Annotated in this window: 26 protein-coding genes; 9 read left to right on the top strand and 17 right to left on the bottom strand. The window is 63.1% G+C overall.

The features are described from left to right. Nucleotides 1-105: 105 nt before the first annotated feature. Together V1279_RS13060 and rnd are read left to right on the top strand one after the other, a co-directional pair. Entirely contained in the window at nucleotides 106-1,578 is a 1,473-nt protein-coding gene (locus V1279_RS13060; protein WP_334436221.1) for a protein adenylyltransferase SelO, read from the top strand. Between the two features lie 639 nt (nucleotides 1,579-2,217). After that, a complete protein-coding gene (rnd, locus tag V1279_RS13055) occupies nucleotides 2,218-3,366 on the top strand; it encodes a ribonuclease D (protein ID WP_334436218.1) in 1,149 nt (382 codons plus the stop codon). Nucleotides 3,367-3,509: 143 nt separating this feature from the next. Here the strand turns inward: rnd and V1279_RS13050 are convergent, their stop codons facing one another. Continuing rightward, nucleotides 3,510-4,649 (bottom strand): autotransporter outer membrane beta-barrel domain-containing protein, encoded by a 1,140-nt coding sequence (locus V1279_RS13050; RefSeq protein WP_334436216.1) that lies wholly within the window; start codon nucleotides 4,647-4,649, stop codon nucleotides 3,510-3,512. A 373-nt stretch (nucleotides 4,650-5,022) separates the two neighbouring features. Between V1279_RS13050 and V1279_RS13045 the strand changes: the two genes are divergently transcribed. Then, a complete protein-coding gene (locus V1279_RS13045; protein ID WP_334446359.1) occupies nucleotides 5,023-5,226 on the top strand; it encodes a cold-shock protein in 204 nt (67 codons plus the stop codon). 72 nt (nucleotides 5,227-5,298) lie between these two features. On the opposite strand, the gene V1279_RS13040 is transcribed toward V1279_RS13045, so the two are convergent. The 4 genes from V1279_RS13040 to purM all read right to left on the bottom strand — a co-directional run bounded on the left by V1279_RS13040 (nucleotide 5,299) and on the right by purM (nucleotide 7,819). Next, nucleotides 5,299-5,769, bottom strand: coding sequence for a glutathione S-transferase family protein (locus V1279_RS13040; protein ID WP_334446358.1), 471 nt, complete (start codon nucleotides 5,767-5,769; stop codon nucleotides 5,299-5,301). Beyond that, complete coding sequence (locus tag V1279_RS13035; RefSeq protein ID WP_334436213.1) at nucleotides 5,693-6,031, bottom strand: glutathione S-transferase N-terminal domain-containing protein; 339 nt, start codon at nucleotides 6,029-6,031, stop codon at nucleotides 5,693-5,695. Before V1279_RS13035 ends, V1279_RS13040 begins: the two co-directional genes overlap by 77 nt. A 64-nt stretch (nucleotides 6,032-6,095) precedes the next feature. Then, nucleotides 6,096-6,749, bottom strand: coding sequence for a phosphoribosylglycinamide formyltransferase (purN, locus tag V1279_RS13030; RefSeq protein WP_334436211.1), 654 nt, complete (start codon nucleotides 6,747-6,749; stop codon nucleotides 6,096-6,098). Then, the gene (gene purM / locus V1279_RS13025) at nucleotides 6,746-7,819 is read right to left on the bottom strand and encodes a phosphoribosylformylglycinamidine cyclo-ligase (protein WP_334436208.1); all 1,074 of its coding nucleotides are present in this window, start codon (nucleotides 7,817-7,819) and stop codon (nucleotides 6,746-6,748) included. The genes purN and purM overlap by 4 nt, the downstream gene beginning before the upstream one ends. 148 nt (nucleotides 7,820-7,967) lie before the next feature. Between purM and V1279_RS13020 the strand changes: the two genes are divergently transcribed. The 5 genes from V1279_RS13020 (at nucleotide 7,968) to V1279_RS13000 (ending at nucleotide 15,467) form a co-directional block, all read left to right on the top strand. Then, nucleotides 7,968-8,510, top strand: coding sequence for a CDP-alcohol phosphatidyltransferase family protein (locus V1279_RS13020; protein ID WP_334436206.1), 543 nt, complete (start codon nucleotides 7,968-7,970; stop codon nucleotides 8,508-8,510). 96 nt (nucleotides 8,511-8,606) lie between these two features. After that, nucleotides 8,607-9,284, top strand: a complete 678-nt coding sequence (locus V1279_RS13015; protein WP_334436204.1) for a chromosomal replication initiator DnaA — start codon at nucleotides 8,607-8,609, stop codon at nucleotides 9,282-9,284. Between the two features lie 149 nt (nucleotides 9,285-9,433). Beyond that, nucleotides 9,434-11,632, top strand: a complete 2,199-nt coding sequence (locus V1279_RS13010) for an RNA degradosome polyphosphate kinase (protein WP_334436202.1) — start codon at nucleotides 9,434-9,436, stop codon at nucleotides 11,630-11,632. Nucleotides 11,633-11,644: 12 nt separating this feature from the next. Then, nucleotides 11,645-13,147 (top strand): exopolyphosphatase, encoded by a 1,503-nt coding sequence (gene ppx, locus V1279_RS13005; RefSeq protein ID WP_334436201.1) that lies wholly within the window; start codon nucleotides 11,645-11,647, stop codon nucleotides 13,145-13,147. 211 nt (nucleotides 13,148-13,358) lie between these two features. Continuing rightward, on the top strand, nucleotides 13,359-15,467 hold the full coding sequence (locus tag V1279_RS13000) for a methyl-accepting chemotaxis protein (protein WP_334436200.1): 2,109 nt from the start codon (nucleotides 13,359-13,361) through the stop codon (nucleotides 15,465-15,467). A gap of 33 nt (nucleotides 15,468-15,500) precedes the next feature. Here V1279_RS13000 and V1279_RS12995 read toward each other — a convergent pair whose 3' ends face one another. The 6 genes from V1279_RS12995 to V1279_RS12970 all read right to left on the bottom strand — a co-directional run bounded on the left by V1279_RS12995 (nucleotide 15,501) and on the right by V1279_RS12970 (nucleotide 19,734). After that, a complete protein-coding gene (locus V1279_RS12995) occupies nucleotides 15,501-16,112 on the bottom strand; it encodes a class I SAM-dependent methyltransferase (protein ID WP_334436198.1) in 612 nt (203 codons plus the stop codon). A 277-nt stretch (nucleotides 16,113-16,389) separates the two neighbouring features. Further along, nucleotides 16,390-17,808: an NAD(P)/FAD-dependent oxidoreductase gene (locus tag V1279_RS12990; protein WP_334436196.1), complete on the bottom strand. Its 1,419-nt coding sequence runs from the start codon at nucleotides 17,806-17,808 to the stop codon at nucleotides 16,390-16,392. Nucleotides 17,809-17,940: 132 nt separating this feature from the next. Further along, complete coding sequence (locus V1279_RS12985; RefSeq protein WP_334436195.1) at nucleotides 17,941-18,657, bottom strand: c-type cytochrome; 717 nt, start codon at nucleotides 18,655-18,657, stop codon at nucleotides 17,941-17,943. Nucleotides 18,658-18,832: 175 nt separating this feature from the next. Next, nucleotides 18,833-19,069 carry a hypothetical protein gene (locus V1279_RS12980; protein ID WP_334436193.1) on the bottom strand — a complete coding sequence of 79 codons (237 nt, stop codon included), beginning with the start codon at nucleotides 19,067-19,069 and terminating at the stop codon, nucleotides 18,833-18,835. Nucleotides 19,070-19,206: 137 nt separating this feature from the next. Then, entirely contained in the window at nucleotides 19,207-19,467 is a 261-nt protein-coding gene (locus V1279_RS12975) for a hypothetical protein (protein WP_334436192.1), read from the bottom strand. Between the two features lie 84 nt (nucleotides 19,468-19,551). Next, complete coding sequence (locus V1279_RS12970) at nucleotides 19,552-19,734, bottom strand: hypothetical protein (RefSeq protein WP_334436191.1); 183 nt, start codon at nucleotides 19,732-19,734, stop codon at nucleotides 19,552-19,554. Nucleotides 19,735-19,765: 31 nt separating this feature from the next. Here V1279_RS12970 and V1279_RS12965 point away from each other — a divergent pair, with 31 nt between their 5' ends. Further along, nucleotides 19,766-19,888 carry a hypothetical protein gene (locus V1279_RS12965; protein WP_334436190.1) on the top strand — a complete coding sequence of 41 codons (123 nt, stop codon included), beginning with the start codon at nucleotides 19,766-19,768 and terminating at the stop codon, nucleotides 19,886-19,888. A gap of 156 nt (nucleotides 19,889-20,044) precedes the next feature. On the opposite strand, the gene V1279_RS12960 is transcribed toward V1279_RS12965, so the two are convergent. The 6 genes from V1279_RS12960 to V1279_RS12935 all read right to left on the bottom strand — a co-directional run bounded on the left by V1279_RS12960 (nucleotide 20,045) and on the right by V1279_RS12935 (nucleotide 26,677). Then, nucleotides 20,045-20,686: a DUF1109 domain-containing protein gene (locus V1279_RS12960; protein ID WP_334436189.1), complete on the bottom strand. Its 642-nt coding sequence runs from the start codon at nucleotides 20,684-20,686 to the stop codon at nucleotides 20,045-20,047. Next, a complete protein-coding gene (locus tag V1279_RS12955; protein WP_334436187.1) occupies nucleotides 20,683-21,240 on the bottom strand; it encodes a sigma-70 family RNA polymerase sigma factor in 558 nt (185 codons plus the stop codon). Before V1279_RS12955 ends, V1279_RS12960 begins: the two co-directional genes overlap by 4 nt. A gap of 99 nt (nucleotides 21,241-21,339) precedes the next feature. Beyond that, nucleotides 21,340-24,522: an efflux RND transporter permease subunit gene (locus V1279_RS12950; protein ID WP_334436185.1), complete on the bottom strand. Its 3,183-nt coding sequence runs from the start codon at nucleotides 24,520-24,522 to the stop codon at nucleotides 21,340-21,342. Further along, on the bottom strand, nucleotides 24,519-25,919 hold the full coding sequence (locus V1279_RS12945; RefSeq protein WP_334436184.1) for an efflux RND transporter periplasmic adaptor subunit: 1,401 nt from the start codon (nucleotides 25,917-25,919) through the stop codon (nucleotides 24,519-24,521). The genes V1279_RS12950 and V1279_RS12945 overlap by 4 nt, the downstream gene beginning before the upstream one ends. Beyond that, complete coding sequence (locus tag V1279_RS12940; RefSeq protein WP_334436181.1) at nucleotides 25,916-26,323, bottom strand: FixH family protein; 408 nt, start codon at nucleotides 26,321-26,323, stop codon at nucleotides 25,916-25,918. Before V1279_RS12940 ends, V1279_RS12945 begins: the two co-directional genes overlap by 4 nt. Nucleotides 26,324-26,398: 75 nt before the next feature. Further along, on the bottom strand, nucleotides 26,399-26,677 hold the full coding sequence (locus V1279_RS12935; protein WP_334436178.1) for a hypothetical protein: 279 nt from the start codon (nucleotides 26,675-26,677) through the stop codon (nucleotides 26,399-26,401). Nucleotides 26,678-26,918: the final 241 nt, after the last annotated feature.

Genomic DNA, 26,918 nt, shown 5'->3' with positions numbered 1-26,918 from the left:
GGTGCGGCAACCAAGGCGGAGGCTGTTTTGGGCTCAAGAACCGCCATTTCGGCGTCGCGGGTTTGATCTGTTTGCCTATTCCCGCCGCGCGCCTATCTTTGGGTCATGACCGTCCATTTCCCGTTCCAGAACACCTATTCGGCGCTGCCGGCGAACTTTTTCGCGCGCGTGGCGCCTACGCCCGTCGCCGCCCCCCGGCTGATCAAGCTGAACCGGGCCCTGGCCGTCCATCTCGGGCTTGATCCCGATGTGCTGGCGACCCCGGAAGGGGCCGAAATCCTCGCCGGAAAACGCCTGCCCGACGGCGCCGACCCGATCGCCATGGCCTATGCCGGCCACCAGTTCGGCCAATTCGTGCCCCAGCTCGGCGACGGCCGGGCGATCCTGCTCGGCGAAGTCATCGACAAGGCCGGTGTCCGCCGCGACATCCAGCTCAAGGGATCTGGCCCCACGCCATTTTCACGCCGGGGCGACGGCCGCGCCGCGCTCGGGCCGGTGCTGCGCGAATACATCGTCAGCGAGGCGATGTTTGCCTTGGGCATCCCCACCACCCGCTCGCTCGCCGCCGTGACCTCGGGCGAGAACGTGATGCGCGAAACCATGCTGCCCGGCGCCGTGCTGACCCGCGTCGCCGCCAGCCACATCCGCGTCGGCACCTTCCAGTTCTTCGCCGCGCGCGGCGACACCGATGGCGTGCGCGCGCTCGCCGACCACGTCATCGCCAGGCACTACCCTGAGATCGCCGGCGCAGAGCGCCCCTATCACGCCCTGCTCGAAGGCGTCGTCGCCCGCCAGGCTGATCTCGTCGCGCTCTGGCTTCTGGTCGGCTTCATCCATGGCGTCATGAACACCGACAACACGTCCATATCGGGCGAGACCATCGATTACGGCCCCTGCGCCTTCATGGACGAATACAACCCCGCGCAGGTGTTCTCCTCGATCGATGAATTGGGCCGCTACGCCTACGCCAACCAGCCGCGCATCGCGCTGTGGAATCTGACGCGGCTCGCCGAATGCCTGCTGCCGCTGTTTGCCGACGAACAGGACAAGGCAATCGAACAGGCGCAAATGATTTTGGGCGAGTTCGCCGAGAAATTCACCGCCGCCTATCAGGCCGGATTGCGCAAGAAGATCGGCCTGTTCACCTCACGCGACAGCGACGAGGCGCTGGTGCAGGACCTGCTCGATGCCATGGCCAAAAACCAGGCCGACTTCACCCTCACCTTCCGCCGCCTGAGTGATGCCGCTCTCGATGCCGACGACGACAGCGTCCGAGCGCAGTTCACCGATCCCGCCGCCTTCGATGAATGGGCCGCGCGCTGGCGCCAGCGCCTCGCAGACGAGCCGCAATCCGCCGCAGAGCGGCAAGCGGCGATGCGCGCGGTCAATCCGGCCTTCATCCCGCGCAACCACCGCGTCGAGGCCGTGATCGCGGCGGCCGTAAACAACGACTACGCGCCGTTCGAGGAATTGCTGACGGTGCTGTCGAAGCCGTTCGAGGACCAGCCGGAATTCGCGGCCTACGCCGAGCCGCCGCTGCCCGACCAGCGCGTGCTGCGGACGTTCTGCGGGACGTAAGGGCGCTGATCCTTCCGCGTCATTGCGAGCGAAGCGACTTGTCCGCCGTAGCTCAAGAGCGAAGGCGGAAGCAATCCATCCCGCGACGGAAAGAAAGAATGGATTGCTTCATCGCTTCGCTCCTCGCAATGACGGCGCTCTACCCATCCTACCCACTGTGAGGCAGGTTCGCCGGCGTTAACCGCCCATCCACCATCCGCGCACACGCCCGGCCACAAATTAAGAAACGGTCAACGCGCTCCCCACAATTCTAGCGGTTTATCGGGGGAGAATTGCCGTGGACGCCTTTGCTTTTGAACTTATGGGAATGGTGATGATCGGGCTCTGTCTCGCCGTGCTCGCGATCCCGTCGGGCCGCCGACGGTCGCGGCGCGTCCGGTACGAGTAGTCCGGATCGCGCCTCCATAACCCGAAGGCCCGCGGTGCCTGGCGATTGGCCGCCGGCGCCTCCGGAAACCGGCTGTCCGGGCGCCTGACCGAAAAACGCCCCCACGCGCTTGCCGTCTATGGCAATCCGCCCGCCAAAACGACGCAAAAAAGCCGTGCTCAGGCTCAAATGCAGGGCTCAAATCTTCCGCGACACCCTTGACATATCAGCGTTTTCGGCAGAACGCCTGTCCGACGCGTCATGGATTGTTCATGGATCTGATTACCACCACTTCCGACCTCGCTGCCGCCTGCTCCCGGCTCGCCCAACACAAGGTCATCACCGTCGACACCGAATTCCTGCGGGAGACGACGTATTACCCCCTGCTCTGCGTCGTGCAGATGGCGAGCGCGGAAGAAGCTGTCGTGATCGACACGCTGGCGCCCGGTATCGACCTCAAACCGTTCTTCGACCTGATGGGCAACGAGGCGGTGCTAAAGGTGTTCCACGCCGCCCGCCAGGACATCGAAATCGTCTGGCACCAGTCCGGCACGATTCCGCACCCGATCTTCGACACCCAGGTGGCGGCGATGGTGCTGGGTTATGGCGACAGCATCGCCTATGATCAGCTCGTCGAGCGCGTCACCGGCCACCGGCCCGACAAGACCCACCGCTTCACCGACTGGTCGCGCCGGCCGCTGACGCCGGAGCAGATGCACTACGCGGTTTCCGACGTCACCCATCTGCGCGACGTCTTTGCAGCCCTCGACGCCGACCTGAAGAAGCGCGCCCGCAGCGACTGGGTCAGCGAGGAGATGGAAGTCCTGACCTCGCCAAGAACCTACGATTTCCACCCCGAGCGCGCCTGGGAGCGGCTGAAGACGCGGGTGCGCAAGCCGAAGGAGCTCGCGGTGCTGATGGAAGTCGCGGCCTGGCGCGAACAGGAAGCGCAAAGCCGCGACGTGCCGCGCTCACGCGTGCTGAAGGACGATGCGGTCGGCGACATCGCCACCCATGCACCGACCTCACTGGAGCGCCTCGCCGGCCTGCGCTCGCTGCCGAAGGGCTTTGACCGCTCCAAATGGGGCACCGATATTATCGCGGCCGTGCAGCGCGGCCTTGCCCGCGATCCCCAGACGCTGCCGAAAATCGAAAAGCCGCGCGGCAATTCGAACGGGGCTGCGACCGTCGAACTCCTGAAAGTGCTGCTGCGGATGACGTCGGAACGCCACGCCGTCGCGAGCAAAGTGATCGCCACCGTCGACGATCTCGACCAGATCGCCGCCGACGACCAGGCCGACGTCGCCGCCCTGCACGGCTGGCGGCGCGAATTGTTCGGCGAAGCAGCGCTGGCGCTCAAGCATGGCCGGCTAGCGCTTGCGATCGAAAAAGGCCGCGTCGTCAGGGTCGACCGGGCGTAGATCGGACTCCCAGCCCGTTCCCCGGATGCTGCGCGGCGCGAAGCGCTGCGCTGCTGATCCGGGGTCCGTACATCGCTCCCATGGGTCCCGGCTCTGCGTCGCATCACTACGTGCTGCGCCGCGTCCGGGACACGGGGATGTAGCTACCACTTCAGCTCCAACCCCACCGTTCCCTGATGCGACTGCATCGCGGCGCGCAATTTGGCGTCGTAATTGACGTAGAGCCGCGCCGTATTGGTGAAGCTCAGCGATGCCGAGGCGCCGGCATCGGCGCCGTACCGGCTCTCGCCGATACCCTGGAACGTAAGACTCTGCACGCCCTGGCTGACGGTGATGTCGGAGAAATTCTGCACGACATTGTCGACGAACTTGCCGTAGCCCGACAGGTCGAAAATCTTGCCGTCGAATATCCAGTAATGGCCGATCTCCGCGCCGATCAATAGACGCCCGCGCTGCACGGTGGCGCCCGTCGCCGTCACGGGATCGAGGCCGCCGATCTCCTGCAGCGAACCGGTCTGGGCGCGGACATATTCGAACGCGGCCTTTGGCACGATGCGGCCCTGGTTCTTCGACCAGTAATAGCCGATCTCGCTCAACACGCCGTCGAGCCGCGCATTGTATCCGGCGGTCGCAATTCCAAGCCCCGTGTCGCGGCGCGAATTGATGTTGCCGAAACCGTGCACCACCGCGTTGGCCCAGGTCCACGGCCCGCTATCGACGGAAGCGGTGAAACCGATCTGGGTCAGGTCGATCGTCGCCGATTGCAGCGCCAGCGGAATATCGATCGCCGAGCGGCTCTGGTCGACCGAGAAGCCGATATTGATGCCCGGCGCCACCCGCGCACCGATCCCGGCCACACCGCCCCAGGTCTTTCGGCTATCGCCGACGAAATCACCGATCGCGCCGGTCTTCGTATAGTTCCCGTAGCCTTCGAACCAGGTCCGGTAGCGCGGCGCTTCCGTGCTCTCGGAGGCCCCGCCGCCGCCGGGATTGGTCCGCTGCAGGCGGTTGAAACCGTTGCTCGACTGATTGCCCAGCCGCTCCAGGAAATTGCTGCCGAGATTGGTCAGCGCCGCGCCGGACGACACCGACGAATTAATCACCGTCGGGGTTGGACTGGGCGTCGGTGAAGGCGTGGGTGTCGGGGTGGGTGTCGGCGTCGGCGATTGCGCCTGCGCGGCGGACATGATGCCGATGAGCACGAACACGATCGCGACCAGCCGCGCGCACGCGTGGCCGATCCCGATTTTTCGTGCCCGCGAAAGCTGCGATGAGCAGCGCATGCAAATCCATTCCCAAAGGCAAAAGCGCGGGGGCCGAAAAATGCGCAAAACCCATCAACCAGAGCGATTTGCCCCCAGTTCGTGCGAAGGGTCAATCGGTTGGCCCCCCGACGCACCGCCGAATACGCGCCATTGTTGTCTGGTTGCCACAGCTCGCGGAAGCGCCAATCGATTTGCCGGCCTGCGCCAGAACCTTGCGAACGCCCAAATTTCGTGTTGCAATCCGAGGTGCAATCGGATTCAGGCCGTTCGACTGTGCGTTTCGCGAGCAGGAAATCTAGCAGCTACCGGGGAGCCCGTTTGTGGCGTGGCACGTGGAAACGTGGCCGCGTCTTTTTTGTATCTAGTCTAAACTTGGAGACAGGCGATGGCGATGCACAAGGGCAGCGTCAAGTGGTTCAACCCCACCAAGGGGTATGGGTTCATCAAGCCGGCGGTCGGCGAGAAGGACGTGTTCGTTCACATCTCGGCCGTCGAGCGAGCGGGGCTCACCACTCTCAACGAGAACCAGCACATTGAGTACGACCTTGTCGAAAACCGCGGCAAGACATCAGCGGAAAACCTCAGGATCTCCTAGACTTCATCTCCTAGACTTCGTCCAACTTGATGACCCCCGGCCTAGCCGGGGGATCTTCCCCTGCCTCGGAATTCAGGCCGCCGCCTGGCACCCCGCAATCTCGCTGAGTTCCGGATAGAATCGCGCAGTCATTCGCCCGACATACCGCCGCAAATTGTCATGGCTTGCGGCCGCCCGCTGCAGATCCGACTCAAACAGCGGACAAATCGCGCTGACCGCGAAGGCGAACATCGTGGCATCGATGCCGGCGGGCGCACTACCCATGAAGAACGGCTTGTCGCCGAGATAGGCCGCCATCGCATCGATCGAGCGGATTCCGATCGCGGTGATTTCGTCGGCGGAGTGACGACCGATTCCCTGGCCCTGCAACGTCTTGCGCAAGCGGCGGCGGATCATCGAGACGACAACGGGCCGGACCGGCGCAGGCACGCCCTTGAAGAAATTGACCGGCCCCTTGCGGAAATTGTCATCGATCATCCAGCGGAAGTAGACGCTGGCCCAGTAGAGATTGTCCTCCGCCATCTTCTCGAACGCCCAGGCGATGGCGAGCTGCTCGGCGGTGAGGCCCTGGTCGAAATCGATGCCGTATTTCTTTTTCGAGGTGCCAGCGGATCAGCGTGGAGTCGCCGAGCAACTGGCCGTCGTCCTCGATGTAGGGGATCTTCCCCTTCGGCGCCTTCGAAAAGCTCATCAGCGCCTTTTCGAACGGGAGTTTCGACATCCGCAACAAGGTTTCGGCCTTGGTCACGAACGGGCTTGCGTCGGGAAGGCCGAAATTGGGCCCGGAGCCATAGAGCGTGATCATGGAACCTCGATGGATTTTGCAGGGCGCGGTTATCGCGCTCGTTCGTGCACACCGGCAGATAATATCAGATCGTCCGCGGCGAAATCAGGGTGCCGTCACGGTCGGCCCCGTCGGCAAGCTTGCAAATGTCGCCTTCGAGCCGAAGCCTGCCGCTCGCAAGCAACCGCAGCGCCTCAGGATAGATGCGATGCTCGATGCCGAGGATGCGCTGCGACAGCGTCTCAGCCGTGTCGTCATCGGCCACCGTGACCGCGCCCTGTATCACGATCGGGCCGGCGTCGGTTTCGGGAATCACGAAGTGCACGGTCGCGCCCGAGATCTTCACCCCGGCCAGCAACGCCTGGCCATGCGGATCGAGGCCCGGAAAGGACGGCAGCAGCGAGGGATGGACGTTGAGCATCCTGCCGTACCAGCGCTGCACGAATTCGGCGGTGAACAGTCGCATGAATCCGCCGAGGCAAATCAGCTCGACCTGCTTTTCCTCCAGCTCCCGCTGCAGGATGGCTTCGAAGCCGGCGCGGTCCTTGCCGAACGGCTTGCTTTCGATGACCGCGGTCGGGATGCCACTCGCGGCTGCCTTCTCGAGCCCGGCCGCATCGGCGCGGTTGGAAATGACGGCGACGATCTCGGCCGGAAAATCCGCAGCCTTCGTCGCATCGATTAGCGCGGCCATGTTCGATCCACGGCCCGAGATCAGGATGGCGACACGGCGCTTCATGGCGCGAGATCGAGGTGACCGTTGTAGATCACGCGAAGTTCGCCTTTGGCCGGGACCACTTCGCCGAGCACGGCGACGGTCTCGCCGCCTTCGGTCAGCACTTCCGTCACCTTCTCGACTGCATCCGGCTTGACGATGGCGATCATGCCGATGCCGCAGTTGAAGGTGCGCAACAATTCGAGTTCGGCGATGCCGCCCAACTCCGCCAGCCACTTGAACACCGGCAGCACCGGCAGCCGCGCCAGATCGATGCCGACGCCGAGATGCTTTGGCAGCACGCGTGGAATGTTGTCGGTGAAGCCACCGCCGGTAATGTGGGCGAGGCCCTTGATCGCGCCGGTCTCGCGAATCGCGCGCAGGCAGGACTTCACATAGAGCCGCGTCGGCACCAGCAGCGCGCCGCCCAGCGTCATGACCGGCGAGAACGGCGCCGGCGCATCGAAGCCGAGGCGTGAGTTTTCCACGATCTTTCGGACCAGCGAAAAGCCGTTGGAGTGGACGCCCGACGAGGCCAATCCGATCACCGCGTCGCCTACGGCGATGTCGGCGCTCGGCAGCAGCGTGCCGCGCTCGGCAGCCCCGACCGCAAAGCCCGCCAGATCGTAATCGCCGTCCTTGTAGAGCCCCGGCATTTCCGCGGTCTCCCCGCCGATCAAGGCGCAGCCGGACTCCCGGCACCCCTCGGCGACGCCGGCCACGATGGCCGCAGCCGCTTCCGGATCGAGCTTGCCGCAGGCAAAATAGTCGAGGAAGAACAACGGTTCCGCGCCCTGGACCACCAGATCGTTGACCGACATCGCCACCAGATCGATGCCGATGCCGCCATGCAGGCCGGTCTCGATCGCGATTTTGACCTTGGTGCCGACGCCGTCGGTCGCCGCCACCAGCACGGGATCCTTGAAACCCGCCGCCTTGAGGTCGAACAGGCCGCCAAAACCGCCGATTTCGGCGTCGGCGCCGGCCCGGGCGGTGGCGCGGACCATCGGCTTGATGAGATCAACCAGGCGGTTGCCCGCATCGATATCAACGCCCGAATCCGAGTAAGTCAGCCCGTTTTTGCGGTCGATCATGCCCAATTTCCGTATGATGACCGCTGGTTACGAGGAATTCCGCGATCCTGCAATGGCTCGCGAACGCTTCTCACATATACTATGTAGATAAGGTCCGGCCGAACCCGCCAAGGGCCGGAACCAGGCCGGGAGCCGGGAAGCGACCGAGTTGAGCATTCCGAATATCATCACGCTGGGGCGCATCATTCTGGTCCCGGTCATCGTCTGGGCGATTGTCTCCAGCCAGATGGAAATCGCCTTCGCGATCTTCGTCATCGCCGGGGTCAGCGACGCCGTCGACGGCTTTCTCGCCAAGCGCTTCAACATGGCGAGCGAGCTGGGCGCCCTGCTCGACCCGCTCGCGGACAAGGCGCTGCTGGTTTCGATCTTCGTGGCGCTCGGCATCTGGGGCGCGGTGCCGCGCTGGCTCGTCATCCTCGTGGTGTCGCGCGACATCATGATCGTCACGGCCGTGATCGTGTCATGGCTGCTCGACAAGCCGGTCGCGATGAAACCGCTGATGGTGTCGAAGCTCAACACGGTGGCCCAGGTGGCGTTCGCGGCGCTGGTGCTGGCTTCGCTCGGTTTTAATTTCAAGCCGGCGCCCTATGACGTGATCCTGATGGGTTTTGTTACGGTCTTTACTTTGGTTTCCGTCTCGCTCTATCTCGTCGAGTGGGTGCGGCACATGAGCACGATCGACGCGCGCTAGCTTGTTCTTTGTTATGACGCGTTTTCTTCACGCGAACCGGTGCCCACTTCGCTTGGAAACGCTATGAAGGCTGTACATCCCAGCCTGGAGATTTGAGTGGCAGTCCGCGTTCAACCTCGTCAGCTTGCCTTTGCGCTGCCGCATGCGGAGAGCCTGACCCGCGACAATTTCCTGGAAGGGCCGGCCAATGAAGCCGCGCTCTCGCTGATCGAAAGCTGGCCGGACTGGCCGAACCGCGTCATGCTGCTGGTGGGACCGGAGGGCTCCGGCAAGAGCCATCTCGCCGCGATCTGGGCCGAACAGGCCGGCGCGCGCTCGACATCGGCGCACGCGCTTAACCCTGCTGCCGTCCCCGGCGCGCTCGCCACCGGAGCACTGGTGGTCGAAGACCTGAGACCGGCCGATTTCGACGAACGCGCGATGTTTCACCTCCTGAACCTGGCGCGCGAGGACGAGGCATTCGTCCTGGTCACGGGGCGCGTTCCTCCGGCGGCGTTCGAGGTTGAGCTGCGCGATCTCAGGTCGCGGCTGCGCGCGGTGCCTGTGGTGTCGCTATTACCGCCCGACGACTTGCTATTTCGCGGCCTGATCATCAAATTTTGCGCGGACCGCCAGTTGAGCATCGACGAGACGGTGGTGAGCTACCTCACCACCCGGATCGAGCGGTCCTATGCCGCCGCTCGCCAGGCTGTCGATCTGCTCGACACCGAGGCGCTACGGCTGGGCCGGCCGGTAACCCGGGCGCTCGCCGCCGAACTGCTCCGGAACGCCTGATCGGACAGCTGCGTGCTGCTTCCTGCCGCCTTGACGGCGGCTGTGGGCAGAACGTCAATGTCATTGAAACGTCATCGGCGTATCACATGCTCTGCGCTGCACTGATTTAAGAACGCCCTGCGCCCTCGCCCGAGATGGATCAAAGCTTTATGGAATCGGCACAAGTTATTGAAATTAAAGAAAAAGAACAGATCGTCGAGGCTCCCCCCGCGATTGCCACGAGCCCCGAGCGATTCATCAACCGCGAGCTGTCCTGGCTGCATTTCAACCGTCGGGTGCTCGAAGAGTCGGTCAATCCAGGCCATCCCGTGCTGGAACGGGTTCGGTTTCTGTCAATTTCCGCCAATAACCTTGATGAGTTCTTCATGGTCCGCGTCGCCGGTATCAAGGCGCAGGTCCGCGAAGGCATCGCCGAACGCAGCCCAGACGGCCTGACGCCGTTGGAGCAACTCGTCGTCATCAACAAGAACGTTTCGGAACTCGCCTCCGACCAGCAAGCCATCTGGCGGGATCTGCGCACCACCCTGTCGGAGACCGGCATCGTGCTCGTCGACGGCCACGAGTTCACCAAGGCGGAGCGAAGCTGGCTCGAGGATCACTTCCTCCGCAACATCTTCCCGCTGCTGACGCCGCTTGCCATTGATCCGGCGCACCCCTTCCCGTTCATCCCGAGCCTCGGCTTCACCATCGCGCTGCAATTGTCGCGGGTGTCGGACGGCAAGGCGATGAATGCGCTGATCCGCATGCCCGGCAAGATCGACCGCTTCATCCGGATGCCCCAGACTGGGGACGGCGCGGTGCACCTGATCCCGCTGGAACAGGCCACCGGGCTGTTCATCGGCCGCCTGTTCCCCGGCTACACCGTCAAGGGCCAGGGCGCTTTCCGCATCATCCGGGATTCCGAACTGGAAATCGAGGAAGAGGCCGAAGATCTGGTCCGCCTGTTTGAGAGCGCGCTGAAGCGGCGGCGGCGGGGATCGGTGATCCGCCTCGAGATGGAAGCCAAGATGCCGGAAGCGCTGCGCGGCTTCGTGCAGCAGGCGCTTTCCGCCGACGACGACGAGGTGTTTCTGGTCGACGGCGTGCTGGCGATGAACGAACTCTCGCAACTCACCCGGCTCGACCGGCCCGACCTCGAATTCGTGCCCTACGTGCCGCGCCATCCCGAGCGGGTGCGCGACCATGGCGGCGACATCTTTGCCGCGATCCGGCAGAAGGACCTGATCGTCCACCATCCTTACGAATCATTCGACGTCGTCGTGCAGTTCCTGCAGCAGGCCGCCCGCGACCCCGACGTCGTCGCCATCAAGCAGACGCTCTACCGCACGTCGAACAATTCGCCGATCGTGCGCGCGCTCGCCGAGGCTGCGGAAGCCGGCAAATCGGTGACCGCCCTGATCGAGTTGAAGGCGCGGTTCGACGAGGAAGCCAATATCCGCTGGGCGCGCGACCTCGAACGCGCCGGCGTGCAAGTCGTGTACGGTTTTCTCGAACTGAAGACGCACGCCAAGCTGTCGATGGTGGTGCGGCGCGAGGGCGGTAATTTGACGACCTATGTGCATACCGGCACCGGCAACTATCATCCGGTCACCGCGCGCATCTATACCGACCTCTCATACTTTACCTCGGACCCGATCATTGGCCGCGATGCGGCGCGGGTGTTCAACTACATCACCGGCTATGCCGAGCCGAGCGACATCGAGCGGATGGCGGTGTCGCCGCTGACGCTGCGCAAGCGCATTATCGAACACATCAGAGGCGAGGCCAATCACGCCCGGCACGGCAAGCCGGGAGTGATCTGGATGAAGATGAACTCGCTGGTCGACCCCGATGTCATCGACGCGCTGTACGAGGCCTCGCAGGCCGGCGTCTCGATCGAACTGGTGGTGCGCGGCATCTGCTGTCTGCGGCCGGGCATTCCCGGATTTTCCGAGAACATCCGGGTCAAATCGATTATCGGCCGCTTCCTGGAGCACGGCCGAATCTACTGCTTTGGTATGGGACAGGGCCTGCCCGGCGCAAAAGCGGCTGTGTATATCTCGTCCGCCGACATGATGCCGCGGAACCTCGACCGCCGCGTCGAGGTGCTTTGTCCGTTGCAAAATCCCACGGTGCATCAGCAGGTTCTCGAACAGATCATGGTCGCGAACCTGAAGGATACCGAGCAGAGCTGGCAGTTGTTGCCGGACGGGACGTCAACGCGTATGAAGGCCGCGAAAGGCGAAGAGCCGTTCAATCTGCACAACTATTTCATGACGAATCCGAGTCTGTCTGGCCGTGGAAAGTCTCTCAAGGAATCTTCGCCGCGTCGCCTCACGCGCCGTAACGAGCGCCTGCAATCGCCATAAGGGGCCGCGGCTGTGAAGCGGCCGCGCAAGCGCGCTTCCAGCGTCGCCGTCATCGACATCGGTTCGAACTCGGTTCGTCTCGTCGTCTATGAGACGATGGCGCGCAGCCTCGTCACCATCTTCAACGAGAAGGCGCTGTGCGGGCTCGGCCGCGAGGTGCAGAGCACCGGACTCTTGGCCGAGGACGCGGTTGCCAAGGCGCTGACGGCGCTCCGGCGGTTCCGGGCGCTGTGTCGCATCCAGCAGGTCGGGCGCGTCTTCGCCATCGCCACCGCCGCCTGCCGCGACGCCAAGAACGGCCCCGACTTCATCGCCAAGGCCGAGCGCATTTGCGGCGCGCACATTCAAATCCTGTCGGGGCCGCGCGAGGCGAAGCTTTCCGCGCTCGGCGTCGTCTCCGGCATCCACAATCCCGACGGCGTCGTCGGCGATCTCGGCGGCGGCTCGCTCGAACTGATCGACGTGCATGGCAGCCGCGTCAGCAGCGGCGTCACGCTGCCGCTCGGAAGCCTGGCGCTGCAGGACCTGTCGCACAAATCGCTGAAGCGCGCCGAACGCATCGTCAGCAACGATCTGTCCAACGTGGCCCAGCTCAAGGCCAGCAGTGGCCGCACCTTCTACGCGGTCGGCGGCACCTGGCGCGCGCTGGCGCGCATCCACATCCTCCAGAGCGGCTATCCGCTGCGGGTGATGCACGGCTACTCGCTGCCCGCCGCCGACGCGCTGGATTTCGCGCGGCGCCTGCGCCGGCTCGTGGCGGCCAACATGCTCGCCGATATCGAAGTGGTCGCCGACGCGCGGCGTCCGCTCCTCACCTATGCGGCGCTGGTGCTCGAATACATCATCCGCGTCGGCAAGCCGAAGACGATCGTGTTTTCGACCTTCGGCGTGCGCGAGGGCCTGCTCTACGAGATGCTGCCGCCGCAGGAGCGCGCCAAGGACGGCTTCATCTGCGCAGCCCAAACCCTGAACGGGCTGCTGTCGCGCTCCGCGCGCCACGCCGAGGAACTGGTCGCATGGACCGATCGGCTGGTGCGAGTCGTGAAGCTGCGCGAGACCGCGGAGGACCGCCGCCTGCGCCACGCCGCCTGCCTGCTGTCCGATGTCGGTTGGCGCGTGCATCCCGACCACCGCGGCGAGGAAACGCTGAGCCTGATCACCAACGGCAATTTCGGCTCGATCAGCCATCAGGGCCGCGCCTTTGTCGCGCTGTCGGTGTTCTACCGCTACGCCGGCTTGAGCGAGGAAAACGAACCGCCAGCGCGCATCCGTGAGCTGGTGCCGCCGGCGATGGATGAACGCGCCCGCATTCTCGGCGCGGCGTTCCGCGTCGCGCATCTGATTTCGGCGGCGCGCACCGGCGTGTTGCCCGCAACGCATTTCCGCAGCGGCAGCCGCAAGCTGATGCTGGTGTTCGAACACCGCATGGTCGATCTCGTCGCCGATCGCGTCGGCAGCCGGTTCAAGCAACTGGCGCGGCTGGTCGGCCGCGCCGGCTCGATCGTGCGGAAGTGAGAATCTCGTCCCCATGCCGCACACCATCATCCCGCCGGCGCCTGCAACCTAAAGGGCGCAGCGCGTCCCCGTGAATATCAGAAAATGCCGAAAAGGATTTTAAAACAGAGCCTTGGCACTACAACTTGGCGCTCCAATTAGCGGCTTGGTAACGGCGGGCTGGTAGAAACAAAGAGGCCGTCGTCAGGGGCCGCCACCGGAAGGTATCCCCATGCATGCCAAGCGCGAGGCCCTTTCGGGCACCCTCACCGTCAAGACCACCCTCGCCGTCATCGTTGGCGTGCTCTCGGCACTGGTCCTGATCTCCTGCGGCATTGCCGGAACAGATGCCTGGCGCAGCTACGCGGCCGCCGTCCGCGTCGCCGAGGTGAATGCAAACGCCGATCAACTGCTCAAGGGACTGGAGAGCATTCAGCTTGAGCGCGGCCAGACCAATACCGCGCTGCAGGCCCCTGCTCCGACAAACGCCGAGACGCGCGAGTTGATTCAGAAGCGCCGTTCGCAGGGCGATGCTGTGTTGGCTCCGGCGCTCAGGCAAATTGCCGCCACCGCGACGCCGGAGGGCAAGAAGCTGATTGCCGATATCGAGCAGGCCTATGAACGTGTAAAGCAGCTTCGCCGCAGCGCGGATTCCGCCCTTCAGTCTCCGAAGGAGCAGCGCGATGCCGACCTGCTGAAATCCTGGTATCCGACCGTCTCCGAGTTCTTGACCAGAATTCAATCGCTCTGGACCGCGGCCTCGCGCGAGATCAGCAAGGAAGACGCCATCGTCGGCGAGCTTACGATGGTCAAGCAAGGCGCGTTCCTGATGCGCGAATATGCCGGCCGCGAACGCGCCGTCCACGCCGGCAACATCTCGGCGAGCCGCGCGCTATCGACCGAGCAGCAGCGCGACATCGCCAACTGGCGGGGGCATGTGCAGTCGAACTGGCAGACGATACGCGATCTGACTGCCGGCGCGGCGTCGCCGCTGGTATCTGCGGTGGCCGCCGCGGAGCAAAACTTCCTCGGCCATTTCAAGACTCAAACCGATACGGTCTACAAAACCGGTGCGGCGGGCACCGCCTATCCGATGACGGTCCAGCAATGGTACGACGCGTCGAATCCGGCGCTCGGATCCATCGTCCGGATCAAGGATGCCGCGGTCGAAATCACCAACGGCCACGCGGGGGCCAAGGCTGCAGCGGCATGGACGCAGCTCATTCTCGTCGCCCTCGTCACGCTGTTTGGTATCGCTGTCGGCGTCGGTTCGATCTGGATCCTGTCGCGCCGCATCATCCGTCCCTTGACCGCGATGACGGCTGCCATGCGGCGCCTCGCCGGTGGCGACATGTCGATCGACGTTCCGGCGCTTGCGCGCGCCGACGAGGTCGGCGAGATGGCGCGATCGGTCGCGGTGTTCCGCGACAACGCCATCAGGGCGAGCGCACTGGCAACCGAGCAACGGGCCGAACAAGAGAAGAAGGAGCATCGCCAGCAGGCGATGGAAACGCTGACGCAAGGCTTCGACCGGAATGCCACAAGCGTGCTCGATGCGGTTGCCGCCTCGATCGTCGAGATGCGCGCCACCGCCGAAAGAATGGCAGCCGTCGCGACCGAGAACACCAACAAGGCGTCAGCCGTGGCGTCGGGCGCACAGGAAACGTCGAGCAACGTGCAGACGGTGGCAACAGCCACGGAAGAACTGTCCGCTTCCGTCAGCGAGATCAGCCGGCAAGTCACCCAGTCGGCGGCGATTGCGGCAAAAGCCGTACAGGAAGCGCAAGGCACCAACGCCGAGATTCAGGGACTTGCGGCCATGGCCCAGCGGATCGGCGACATCGTCAAGCTGATCAACAACATCGCTTCGCAGACCAATCTGCTGGCGCTCAATGCTACCATCGAAGCGGCGCGTGCCGGCGACAGCGGCAGGGGCTTTGCCGTCGTCGCGGCCGAGGTGAAGAGCCTGGCCGAGCAAACGTCAAAGGCCACCGAGGAAATCGCCTCCCAGATCGCCGCTATCCAGGGGGCGACGCAGAAATCCGTCGTCTCGATCGAGGCGATCGGCAAGACGATCGGCGAAATCAGCGAGATCGCAACGACGATTGCGTCCGCCATCGAGCAGCAGGGCGCCGCGACCCAGGAGATCGCGCGCAATGTGCAACAGGCCGCGTCCGGCACCCAGGAAGTATCCGCCAATGTCGGCGGCGTGACCGAGGGCGCCGCAGCCACCGGTATCGCAGCAAACCAGGTCGAGGCCGCCGCCGGCAATCTGTCGCGGCAATCGCAGCAACTACGCGAGCAGGTCGACGCATTTCTCGGTCAGGTGCGCGCGGCGTAGCACAAAGGCCGGAACGGAAACTGCGCCGGCCGACTACCCTGGTCGCGCGCTGCCCTCGTACATGAAGGTCATCGGCTTGGGTCCGGGCATGTAGCCCGTTTCCACCCGATCAATCCTGAAGCCGGCGCTCTCGATCATGGTCTGGATAGGTCGATTGAGGTGACAGCCTCCGCCGATGCGTTTCCAGGCAGGCGTCAGCCAGTCCTGCCATCGCCGGACATTCTTGTCCGGCGCCATGCCGTGTTCCACGAACAGAAGCTTGCCGCCCGGCCGAAGCACGCGACGCATTTCGGTGAGCGCCATGGCGGCATCTGGAATGCTGCACAAGGTCCAGGTGGTGACAACGGTATCAACGCTGCGATCATCGAGTGGAATGGCTTCTGCAGAAGCTTCGATGAAGTTGACCGGCATACCCGGACGTAGCGCATGTCGAGCCATCGCAATCAGCTTCGCAGACGGCTCCAGCGCCAACACCTCCTTCACCGGTGATCGATAGAACGGCAAGTTCCGGCCCGAGCCGATCCCGATCTCGATCACCCGCCCCTCGGCCGCACCGATCACCCGCTCGCGATACGGCCGCAGCTGCTTGTTGCGCATCGCGAGATCACAAACCCGCGGCAGGATATGGTCGTTGTAGAAACCCATTCTGGTTTCCTCGGTCTCGTTTCCTCGGAGCCGGATTGTTTGATGTGACGACTTCGGACGCCTCCTCTGTCCATCACGATATGAAGCCCGGGAAAGGCTCAATCCGACACGTCAACTGTACGTACTGCCGCTGGCGGCTTCCATTCTCCACGGCGCCCTCCAGCCCGGACCGAAGTGGCAGCGATGATCGTTACGCCACCTTACTTTGCGCAGAACGATCTGCAACTCCAGCAATGCGAGCCTTACCAACGCCCACTGCGGCCTCCCGCATTGCCTGTCATATCAGCGCCATCACGCGCGCCGCGAGCGCTGGCTCGCGCAGCGCGGCCTGCGGCTTGAGCAGTTGCGAGACTTCCACCGTCAGCCGGTGCACCTCGGGATCCTGCGCGGCGAGCTTGGTCAGGGCCACACCATATTGCAGGCGCTGCGCGAGGTCGGCGGGCGGAACGCCGCGCGTGGCGGGATAGGCGAAATCGCTCACGGCAACGCCCCACGGCGTCGCGATGGTGTCTTGGATAGCAGCGAAGAAGTCACGCGCCAGGCGCTCCATGGGGACATCTTCCGCCAACAACCGGTCCAGGATCACGGCCTCCTGCGCGGCCACGCTCATGCCCTGGCCGAACACTGGATTGAAGCGGCAGAGGGCATCGCCTATCGCGAGCAGCCCTGCCGGGAAAGACTCCAGGCGCTCGAAATGCCGCCGTGTGCTGCAAGGCAGCTGGTAGCGGACGATATCAGTCAGCGGTCGCGCGTCCCTGACCGCGTCATAGATGGTCGGGGTGCGCAGGCTCATGACGAAATCCATGAATCCCGCGCGGTCGCCCGGAGGCGCATCACCATGATTGCCTCCGACGGAGAGCAGCCATCGCTGCTTCTCGATCGGAAACAGGAACGCCCCGCGGCTGCTGGCCGGTGCGGACGGCAGGACGATATTGCCCAGCCAGTCGGCATTGTGATCGATTGGTCGCTCGACGATGGTGCTCGCGTAGGCCTGATCAATGCCGATCTCGGTTTCTTCGGGCTTCTGCAGAGAAAGCTCTTCGAGCAGCCGCAGCGTCAGGCCGCAGCGGCCGGAGGCTTCAACCACCAGGTCGGCTTCCAGGGTCACAGGACCATCTTCGCCATCATACCGGACCGCCTCGATCCGCGTTGCATCACGCGAGGGGACAAGCCCGGTCACGCGGGAACGCACGCAAATGTCGATGTTCGGACTCTGCTGAACGCGTCGTCGCGTAACGGCTTCGAGCAGCGGACGCGACATGCAGAAAATGTCGAAGCCGAGATCGCGAATCGGGAAAGGATCGAAGCCGGGGCGCTCGAACCTCATATCCTTCCCGGTGCGGATCTTCACGGCGCCCGCTTCCGCCAGATCGTTCTCAAATCCCGGAAACAGGGTCTGCAGCGCCTGCAGCCCGCCCGCGAGCAGTATATGGGCATGCTGGGCCTGCGGCGTGCCGCTTCGGGGCTCTGCCTCGGCGGGAAGCACGTCCCGCTCGATGATCGTGACTTTCCTGAAATGCCTGGAGATCGCCTGAGCGGCCGTAAGACCGGCCATGCCGGCGCCAATAACCGCGGCATGACTTCTTGCAAGATCTGGCATGTGCTCCTCCTGGGAGGGAGTGTGCAAATGGGATCCAGAGACTAAAACGGATCCACGGATACGTGCGCCCCACGCAAAATGCTTCGGGTAAACCAATCTTATCTGATCTTTTCTGCGGCGATGGTGAAGGACATCACAAGTTGGGGGATGGGAGCCGCCGCTGATGGATTTGCACGCCGGTTTCAGCCGGTCCTGCCACCGTCGAACGCCTTCAATGCCAGTTCTCTCTCAGCACCGCGCCTCGATCAACTTGCTGATCTCTTCCGGGGCGGCAAAAATCACATCTGCCCGGTCCCCCATCATTCCCGCGGGCACGAGGGCCGGCGCGCCAATTTGCGGGCCATCTTTGCCGGAATCGGTTTTCAGGCGCAGATTGCGTTCCCAAAATGCGCGGGTCTTGCCGTCGGCCGTAGTCACCCGATAGGTGTCGCGACAGTAGGTGATCGTCTTCACCTGCATGTTCGACTCCAGGCTTTTCAAATTGGGCATGCGGCCGCCGCCCATCATTCCACCCATCATCCCGCCCATGCCTCCCATTTGCCCTTGAGCGTACCGCTCCGGCGCGGCTCCCGGTTTTGTTGCTTCCTTCAGAAACGCGAGCAGGTCTGCACGGCGCTGCGGGGCCTTGATGCCGTTAAACGGCATTTCATTGTCCGGCACCATGCGGTCGGGATCGGTCAACCAGGCGTCCAACGAGCGATCGTCCCAGATAATGCCGGACGATTTGAGAGCATCGGAGTAGCGTTCGAAGCTCGGCAACGAGCCGGCCTTGCGATCCCAGAGGCCGGCAAGGCTCGGCCCCGTCATGTTTTGGTCCGCCTCAAGCGAATGGCATGGCGCGCACATGCGGAAATCCCGTTGACCCCGCGCGACGTCGCTGTGCTGGGCTGCCGACGGAGATGCCAGTGCAATCGTTGAAAGCCCAATGACAATGAGCTTGTTCATTGCCGACCGTCCCTGCTCCCGGTGCGAAGGTACTTGATCAGTGCCGCGGCCGCCAAGATCAAGACGATCACGACCAACAACCAGATGAACCCCATGCCCCACATCATTCCGGGCATCATATTGTCCATCATTGGCTCACCTCAGACATCTCGCGAAACAACCGCCTGTTGAAGGGTTACCTGCAAGCCGCGCGCTTCATGCACATGAGCATCATGAACGTGCACGGCAGAGACGCCATGATGCGAAATATCTCGGCGCCTGTCAGCCAATTCCAGTTCCAGGCGACACTCAAGGAAACTGCCGTTGCAAAGACAACGTACAGCGCCATCCGATAGCGAGCGAAATAATTGCCCAAAGTGGTGCCCAGTGAGGTCCCGCCCATTGGGGTGTCGTCGTGCTGAAATAACGTCATTGGAATGCTCTCTCCTTCCGCGGTGAAACGAGGACGGTTGCGGGAGGTAGATGATTATCCGCAACCTCTTGTGCTTCAGGTCGCGTCAAAGGGCGTCGGCCGCGACCCTCGCTCTGCGATACTGCGCCCGCGCAACATCAACGGCCCTTCGGACCGCCCTGATAACGGAATGCCGATCCGCCCCTGTTGGTGGTTGCGGGCTCAAAACGCGACGTTGCTCGATCGTAGGCAAACGCAGAATACGCGTCGGTTCGCGCGCCAGCCCTGAACGGCGTGCTCTGCATGGCCTCGCTCGGCCAGTAACTCTTATCGGTAATGGTCGAGCCTGCCTGTGCAGTCGCGGAGACCGCCACGAGCGGCAACAAGAGGGACATCGTGAGAAGGTGTTTGGTTGACATGTTCCGGCTCCATGATGTTTGAAAGCGCCTTTGATGTGCGCTTCTAACCATGAGTTCGGAGCCGATTGTCATCCGGTTACAGGCTCACGCCGACGTGAAAACAAGGCGTTGGATTTCCGCAAGATCACGGGTTCGATATTGCGCCTGCGAACCTGCAAGGCCATCCACCGTTAACTCGCCTTTCAAGCGCGTCCGGCCACCGCCGATCCACTCAATGGAAATGGTCGGCGCGACCGCTTCATCCATGCTATCTTTGCCGACCGTCATCTCCTCGAACTGCGAATGTTGGAGGCAATTCATGACCATGGATATGACAGCGATGGGCTCCGGCATGATGGTGGCGATGGGGGTTTATCACCTCGCGATTTTCGCCTTCGCTGTGCTCGGGATTGCGGCATCGATCAAGTACCTACGCTCCTGATTGATCGGGATGGCGTTGCTCAAGCGCTCCGCGCGATACCGCTCAGAGCGGGGAAACCAAACATGAGCGCATCTCAATCTCTGGCTGCTGGGCGGCCACACCTTGGCGTCGCAGCGACGCCGGTCACGCCCTCGTGAAGCGCTTCAATTTCGCTGCTCACCAGCGCAACAGCCGCGGTCCCAATGCCGCACCTGCCAGGGTGCACAGTACAATCGTTCCGCCATACCAGACGGCGATAAACGGCAGCGAATCGTCCGTACAATGGAGCGCATAAGCCATTGCGCTGACGCCTCCCGCGATGAGGCCTGCGAACGCGCCGGCTCGCGAAAGATTGGTGGGAGCACCCTTTCGCACGGCCCAAATTGAAACGGCGAAGGGAACGATCGCAATGACCGGAATGGAGAGAAGGCATTCCAGCCATTCATCGCCCACGATCATCCTTTCCCAATGCGCGCGGGGCGTGGATCCAAGGCTGATTGCGGCAAGAACCAGAACGACGAGAAACGGCACAGCGATTAAGAGGGGCGAGATTTTTCGTTCCCCGCCGGGGTGTGCCAGCCTCGTCAAGTAAGCCAGAGAGAGACCGACGACACCGATTGCGAAAGCGAGCTTTACGGCAAGAAATATCAGCGCGCGGGTCGTCGTCAGGTCGGCGCGGAAGCCCAAGCCGACAAATGCGATGCCGATCGCCACGATCGACCCTGCGGCAATGGCGACGCAAAGCATGCGAACGACCGAATTCCGGTCGGCCGGCTCAAGGTTCGTGCTCAGCAGCGCAACCAGATCATCCGTCTTCATGTTCGCGTTTCCCGGGCGATCAGCGCAGCGAGCGCTTTGAGCCCGCGATGAATATTTACCTTTACGCCCGACTCGGAGAGACCGCATCGATTCGCGGCTTCGGCGACGCTCAGCCCATCAAGTTTTACGGCCTCGATCGCGCATTGCATGCCTTCCGGCAGCCGCTGCATAAGCCGCCGGATATCATGCGTACTTTCGGCGTCGGCATTGTCATCATGTGCCATGACCTCATCGGCCGCGTCGATCGGCATCTCGGCGAGCGACGCGCGATTGCGGCGCAAAAAATCGATCAGTTTGTAGCGTGCGATGGCGTGCACCCAAGGCGTGAGTGGCTCCCGCGAATCATAGGTATGCCGCTTGAGGTGGATCGCCAATATGGCTTCCTGCACCAAATCTTCCGCCTCCGCTATTCCTCTGCCGACTGCGATGAGTTTGGTCTTGTAGTAAGCACGCAGGCGACGGCTCAACCGATCGAGCAGCAAGCGGTGCGATGCCGCGTTACCGTCCAGGCTCGCAAGCATGAGGGCCTTGAGTTCGATTTCGAGGGTCGTCATGCCTGCTATCTCGTTAGTTCGACGATCCGGCGGATTTGGTTACAGTCTCTGCATCGAGCCGAAAAAATCCGAGGCCAGGAAGTTCCTTGTCCACTTTGTTCATTGGGCAAGCTCGGGAACTTTTCGAGGTGCGACAGCGATCGACGGCGGGGCCCCGGCAGAATCGTCCGTATCCTTCAGCCCAAATCCCTTCACCAGACCGAAGATCGCGGGGATCACGATCAGCGTCAGCAGCGTCGAGGAGACCATGCCGCCAATCATCGGCACCGCGATGCGCTGCATGATCTCCGAGCCGGTGCCGCTGCTCCACATGATCGGGAGCAGCCCGGCCATGATGGCCACCACCGTCATCATCTTCGGCCGCACCCGCTCCACCGCGCCTTCCATGATGGCATCGTAGAGATCACGCTTCGTCAGCGGCTGGTTTTCGGCGTCGCGGCGGGCCCTGATTTCGGCGAGCGCCTGGTTCAGGTAGATCAGCATCACGACACCGGTCTCGGCGGCTACGCCGGCGAGCGCAATGAAGCCGACTGCGACCGCCACCGAAAGATTGAAGCCGAGCCACCACATCAGCCAGAACCCGCCGACCAGCGCGAACGGCAGCGACAGCATCACGATCATCGTCTCGGTGACGGACCGGAAATTGAGGTACAAGAGCAGGAAAATAATGAGCAGCGTCGCGGGAACGACGATTTTCAGCCTTGCCGTGGCGCGTTCGAGATATTCGTACTGGCCGCTCCACATCACATAGTAGCCGGGTGGAAACTGGATGCTGGACTGCACAGCCCGTTGGGCGTCGGCCACGTAGCCGCCGAGGTCGCGGTCGCGGATGTCGACATAGATGTAGGTCGCCAACTGGCCGTTCTCGGTGCGGATCGAGGACGGCCCGCGCGCGGGGGCGATCTTTGCGACTTCGCCGAGCGGGACGGCGCCGCCGGCCGGCATTGGCACCAGCACGTCGCTTGCAATCGCCTTTGGATTGTCGCGCAAATCCCGGGGGTAGCGCATGTTGACTGAGAAGCGCTGGCGGCCCTCGACTGTCGTCGTGACCGTCTGCCCGCCAAGCGCCGTTGCAATGGTGTCCTGGACGTCCTGGACCATGATGCCGTAGCGCGCCATCGCTTCGCGGTCCGGCGTGATCTCCAGATAATAGCCGCCGATGCCACGCTCGGCGTAGGCGGACGAGGTGCCAGGGACAGCCTTCAGGACCTGCTCGATCTGCTTGGCGAGCTTGTCGATCTCGACCAGATCGGTGCCGATCACCTTGACCCCGATCGGGGTGCGGATGCCGGTCGACAGCATGTCGATCCGGGCCTTGATCGGCATGGTCCAAGCGTTGGAGACGCCCGGAAACTGCAATGCCTTGTCCATCTCCGCGATCAGGCTGTCGATCGTCACGCCGGCCCGCCACTCCTGCTTCGGCTTGAGATTGACGATGGTCTCGTACATTTCCGATGGCGCCGGGTCGGTTGCGGTCGCGGCGCGGCCTGCCTTGCCGTAGACGGATTCGACTTCCGGAAACGACCGGATGATCCTATCCTGGGTCTGCATCAGCTCAGCGGATTTGGTGATCGAGATGCCCGGCAATGTCGTCGGCATGTAGAGTAGCGTGCCCTCGTTCAGATTCGGCATGAATTCGGTGCCGAGCTGGCGCGCGGGCCAGACGCTCACGGCCAGAATTGCGAGCGCGAGCAGGATGACCAGCATCTTGGCGCGCATGACGCCCTTGATGACGGGCCGATAGATCCAGATCAGGAAGCGGTTGATCGGATTTTTGTGCTCGGGAACGATTCTGCCGCGGACGAAGATCACCATCAGCGCTGGCACAAGCGTCACCGAGAGCAGCGCGGCGGCAGCCATGGCGAAGGTCTTCGTGAAGGCCAGCGGGCTGAACAGCCGCCCTTCTTGCTGCTCCAGCGTGAAGATCGGCATGAACGATACGGTGATGATCAAGAGGCTGAAGAACAACGCCGGCCCGACCTGCGCGGCCGCCTCGATCAGGATCGTCACTCGGGACTTCCCGGGCTCCGCCCGTTCCAAGTGCTTGTGGGCATTCTCGATCATGACGATCGCGGCATCGACCATGGCGCCGATCGCGATCGCAATGCCGCCGAGGCTCATGATGTTGGAGCCAATCCCCAGCAGTTTCATCGCACCGAAGGCCATCAGCACGCCGACCGGCAGCATCAGGATGGCGACCAGCGCGCTGCGGACGTGCAGCAGGAACACAATGCACACCAGCGCCACGATGATGCATTCCTCCAGCAACGTGTTCTTGAGCGTGTCGATGGCGGCATTGATCAGGTTGGAGCGGTCATAGACCGGCACGATCTCGACCGATTTCGGCAGGCTGGAAGCGATTTCCGCAAAGCGCTTCTTGACGTTTTGAATCACGTCCAGCGCATTGACGCCAAAGCGCTGCAGCACGATGCCGCTCGCGACCTCGCCTTCCCCGTTGAGTTCGGTGATGCCGCGCCGCTCGTCAGGGCCGAGCTCGACTCTCGCCACGTCGCGCACCAGGACGGGCGTGCCATTGCTAACCTTCAGCACGACGTTGCCGAGGTCGTTGATGCTCTTCAGGTAGCCCTTGCCACGGATGACGTATTCGAATTCGGACAGCTCGACGGTGCGGCCGCCAACGTCAGCGTTGCTGGCACGGATCGCCTCGCGCATCTTCTGCATGGTGATGCCGCGGTCGCGCATGCGCTGCGGATCGAGGATCACGTTGTACTGCTTGACGAAGCCGCCGACGCTCGCCACTTCCGCGACGCCTTCGGCCTTGGCGAGCGCGAACTTCAGATTCCAGTCCTGAATCGTGCGGGTGTCGGAAAGGTTCAGCTCCTTCGACACGATAGCATATTGGTAAACCCAGCCGACACCGGTCGCATCCGGGCCGATAGTCGGCGTCACGCCGGCGGGAATGCGTGAGGTCGCGCCGTTCAGGAATTCGAGCACCCGCGAGCGCGCCCAATAGATGTCGGTACCATCCTCGAAGATGACGTAGACAAACGAGACGCCGAAGAACGAGAAGCCGCGAACCACTTTCGACTTCGGTACCGTCAGCATCGCCGTCGTCAGGGGATAGGTGACCTGGTCCTCGATGACCTGGGGCGCCTGGCCGGGGTACTCCGTGTACACGATGACCTGCGTGTCAGAGAGGTCGGGGATGGCGTCCAGCGGCAGATGGACGAGCGCGTAGATACCCGCTGCGGCCGCGAAGCCGGTGCCGAACAGCACCAGCAGCAGGTTACGCGCCGACCAGGCGATCAAGCGGGCAATCATTGCTGCGCTCCCTCGGCAAAGCCCTTGAGAGCGGCCTTGAGGTTACTCTCCGCATCGATCAGAAAATTGGCCGCAACGACAACGGGCTCGCCGTCTTTCACCCCGCTGCGGATTTCGATTAGCCCGCCTCCCCGACGGCCGATCTTGACGTCGCGAGGTTCGAACCGGCCCTCGCCCTTGTCGACAAGGACGACCTGCCGAGCGCCCGTATCAAGCACCGAGCTGTCGGGAACCGACACAACGGGCTCCGAGCCGCCAATATCGATGTCGGCATCTACGTACATGTCCGGCAGCAACGCGAGATCTGGATTGTCGAGTTCGACCCGAACGCGGGCTGTCCGTGTCTCGCGGTTGACCTGGGGGTAGATGACCGAGATTTGTCCGGAGAAGTCCCGCGTGGGGAAGCTGCGCGCCCGAACGGTGACGGGCTGTCCGACCGCAAGCGCGCCGAGGTCGCGCTCGGCTACGTCGATCATCGCCCAGACCACGGACGTATCGGCGACGCGGAAGAGTACGTCGCCTGGTTGAGCTCGCATGCCCTGGACCGCGTTGCGTTCCAGCACGATGCCGTCACGCGGAGCCGACCACTCGACGGTCACAGGAACGATCCGCGTCCGTTCGATCGCGGTGATCACCGCGTCGGGCACGTCGAGATTCATCAACCGTTGCCGCGAGCCGCGTCCGTAGGAGGGCTCGCCGGCCGTAGTCCTGGACGTCAATGTCGTCACATACTCGGCGGCCGCACTGGAAACTGCCGGACTGTAGACCTGCATCAGGGGCTGTCCCTTCTTGACGAAGGTACCAGTCGTGACGTCGGCGACCGATTGCAGGTAGGTTTCCGAGCGCATCGCGATGACCGAGACACGGCGCTCGTCGAGCTGGATCGTACCTGGCGCGCGCACGACCGTCCGGATCGGACGGAGGGCGGCCGGCTCCGATTTGACGCCGGTGCGCTGAATCTTTCCGGGCGAAACTTTGACCGATCCGTCGTCGCTGTCCTCGCCCTCGTGGACGGGGATGTAATCCATCCCCATCGAATCCTTCTTGGGTGTCGGCGAAACGTCCGGCAGGCCCATCGGATTGCGGTAGTATTTGATCTTGCGATCGGCAGTCGGTGCAGCCGTCACTTCCGCCGGATCGTCGAAACTTACGTCTGCGCCCGCAGGGACGGCGCGGTAGTCGCGGCCATCAGGCGTCTTCTTCGGCGTCAGCGAATAGAAAGGCTTGCCATCCGGATCCTGATAATAGATCGCGGCAGCAGACGGTTCGGCCTGCGCGACGACATGAGCGTGCTTGGAATCTCCGCTCGACAAGATGAATGAACGCGAGACGACGCCGGCCACCGCCGCAGCCCCGATGGCGGCAGCCGCGAGGGCGATCAGGACTGACCGTTTCATTGGTCGGCCTGAATGACGAGCTTGCTTTCGACCGTGCCGGGTTCACCCTGCACCTTGGCGGCGAGTGACAATTGCCACCGACCGGCCATGCTGAAATTGGCCTTGAAGCCATAGGTGCCTGGTTCTGTTCCTGGCACCGGGGTAAGCTTGGTGGCCATCTCCTGCATTCCATCCGGGGCCATATCCAGCCGCGTCGCGAAAATCACCGCGTTCGGAACGGGCTTGCCTGTGGTCTTGTCGACGAGCTTCACGGCGATGGGTTTGTCGGGACCGGTCTTCACGGTCGGTTCGACGAGTTTGAACTCGTAATTCTTGATATCCGCGAACGCGACGGTCGGGCCGCACGTCAAGGCAGCGCCGATCAGCGCGACCCGCAGGCTGCGCAAAAACTGATTGAACTTCATGTTGATAACTCGATCTCTGGTTAGCTGCCATGGCAGCATCAAGCGGACGCCACGAAGCGCCGCGCGATTTTGGCGTTACGCCAAAAGGTCCAGAGATCGGGGCGGTCTAGGAGGGGGTGAATAGCCGAGGCTTTCCACCTCGGGATCGCTGCCGGGACGCAGCATTCGCAGAATGACCGGCTGGAATTCGGCAACGCCGGCCGGCAGCGGCGCCTGCAACGTCGTCGACACGCAGAGCGCCATCAACGGGCACTGGCCGCAATCGACAGGCGCCGATTTGTCCGGGCAGCACGGCATGTCGTCGGACATGGCCGCTGCGTCGCCGGCCATGGTGGCCATGGTCATCGATGCCATTGAATCCACGTTCGCCCGCGCCGCGAGCGGGGCAAATACGAGGCCTGCGATCAAAAGGACCGCCAGCAGCCGGCAAAGGTGGATCGAGCGTTTCACGGGGGCAACTTTGCACAATCCGGCCCATGATGGGAAGCCAAGTTCCATCACGAAACCGCGGGTTTCGTTAACATAATCCGATCGGGCTGCGCCGCATTGCGTTGGATCGACCGGCCCATCCAGGCCCCGCCGGCATTCATTCTTG

It is taken from the genome of Bradyrhizobium sp. AZCC 1610 (genome assembly GCF_036924515.1).
In the GTDB taxonomy this organism is placed as follows: domain Bacteria; phylum Pseudomonadota; class Alphaproteobacteria; order Rhizobiales; family Xanthobacteraceae; genus Bradyrhizobium.
The sequence above is the reverse complement of the archived record's forward strand: the minus strand, read 5'-3'. Positions and strand labels throughout refer to the sequence as shown.

Excerpts from the sequence above, each read along its gene's own strand:
- V1279_RS13060 (WP_334436221.1), top strand. The coding sequence starts at position 106 with ATGACCGTCCATTTCCCGTTCCAGAACACCTATTCGGCGCTGCCGGCG.
- rnd (WP_334436218.1), top strand. The coding sequence starts at position 2,218 with ATGGATCTGATTACCACCACTTCCGACCTCGCTGCCGCCTGCTCCCGG.
- V1279_RS13050 (WP_334436216.1), bottom strand. The coding sequence starts at position 4,649 with ATGCGCTGCTCATCGCAGCTTTCGCGGGCACGAAAAATCGGGATCGGC.
- V1279_RS13045 (WP_334446359.1), top strand. The coding sequence starts at position 5,023 with ATGCACAAGGGCAGCGTCAAGTGGTTCAACCCCACCAAGGGGTATGGG.
- V1279_RS13035 (WP_334436213.1), bottom strand. The coding sequence starts at position 6,031 with ATGATCACGCTCTATGGCTCCGGGCCCAATTTCGGCCTTCCCGACGCA.
- purN (WP_334436211.1), bottom strand. The coding sequence starts at position 6,749 with ATGAAGCGCCGTGTCGCCATCCTGATCTCGGGCCGTGGATCGAACATG.
- purM (WP_334436208.1), bottom strand. The coding sequence starts at position 7,819 with ATGATCGACCGCAAAAACGGGCTGACTTACTCGGATTCGGGCGTTGAT.
- V1279_RS13010 (WP_334436202.1), top strand. The coding sequence starts at position 9,434 with ATGGAATCGGCACAAGTTATTGAAATTAAAGAAAAAGAACAGATCGTC.
- V1279_RS13000 (WP_334436200.1), top strand. The coding sequence starts at position 13,359 with ATGCATGCCAAGCGCGAGGCCCTTTCGGGCACCCTCACCGTCAAGACC.
- V1279_RS12995 (WP_334436198.1), bottom strand. The coding sequence starts at position 16,112 with ATGGGTTTCTACAACGACCATATCCTGCCGCGGGTTTGTGATCTCGCG.
- V1279_RS12985 (WP_334436195.1), bottom strand. The coding sequence starts at position 18,657 with ATGAACAAGCTCATTGTCATTGGGCTTTCAACGATTGCACTGGCATCT.
- V1279_RS12980 (WP_334436193.1), bottom strand. The coding sequence starts at position 19,069 with ATGACGTTATTTCAGCACGACGACACCCCAATGGGCGGGACCTCACTG.
- V1279_RS12975 (WP_334436192.1), bottom strand. The coding sequence starts at position 19,467 with ATGTCAACCAAACACCTTCTCACGATGTCCCTCTTGTTGCCGCTCGTG.
- V1279_RS12970 (WP_334436191.1), bottom strand. The coding sequence starts at position 19,734 with ATGACGGTCGGCAAAGATAGCATGGATGAAGCGGTCGCGCCGACCATT.
- V1279_RS12965 (WP_334436190.1), top strand. The coding sequence starts at position 19,766 with ATGACCATGGATATGACAGCGATGGGCTCCGGCATGATGGTGGCGATG.
- V1279_RS12960 (WP_334436189.1), bottom strand. The coding sequence starts at position 20,686 with ATGAAGACGGATGATCTGGTTGCGCTGCTGAGCACGAACCTTGAGCCG.
- V1279_RS12955 (WP_334436187.1), bottom strand. The coding sequence starts at position 21,240 with ATGACGACCCTCGAAATCGAACTCAAGGCCCTCATGCTTGCGAGCCTG.
- V1279_RS12950 (WP_334436185.1), bottom strand. The coding sequence starts at position 24,522 with ATGATTGCCCGCTTGATCGCCTGGTCGGCGCGTAACCTGCTGCTGGTG.
- V1279_RS12945 (WP_334436184.1), bottom strand. The coding sequence starts at position 25,919 with ATGAAACGGTCAGTCCTGATCGCCCTCGCGGCTGCCGCCATCGGGGCT.
- V1279_RS12940 (WP_334436181.1), bottom strand. The coding sequence starts at position 26,323 with ATGAAGTTCAATCAGTTTTTGCGCAGCCTGCGGGTCGCGCTGATCGGC.
- V1279_RS12935 (WP_334436178.1), bottom strand. The coding sequence starts at position 26,677 with ATGGCATCGATGACCATGGCCACCATGGCCGGCGACGCAGCGGCCATG.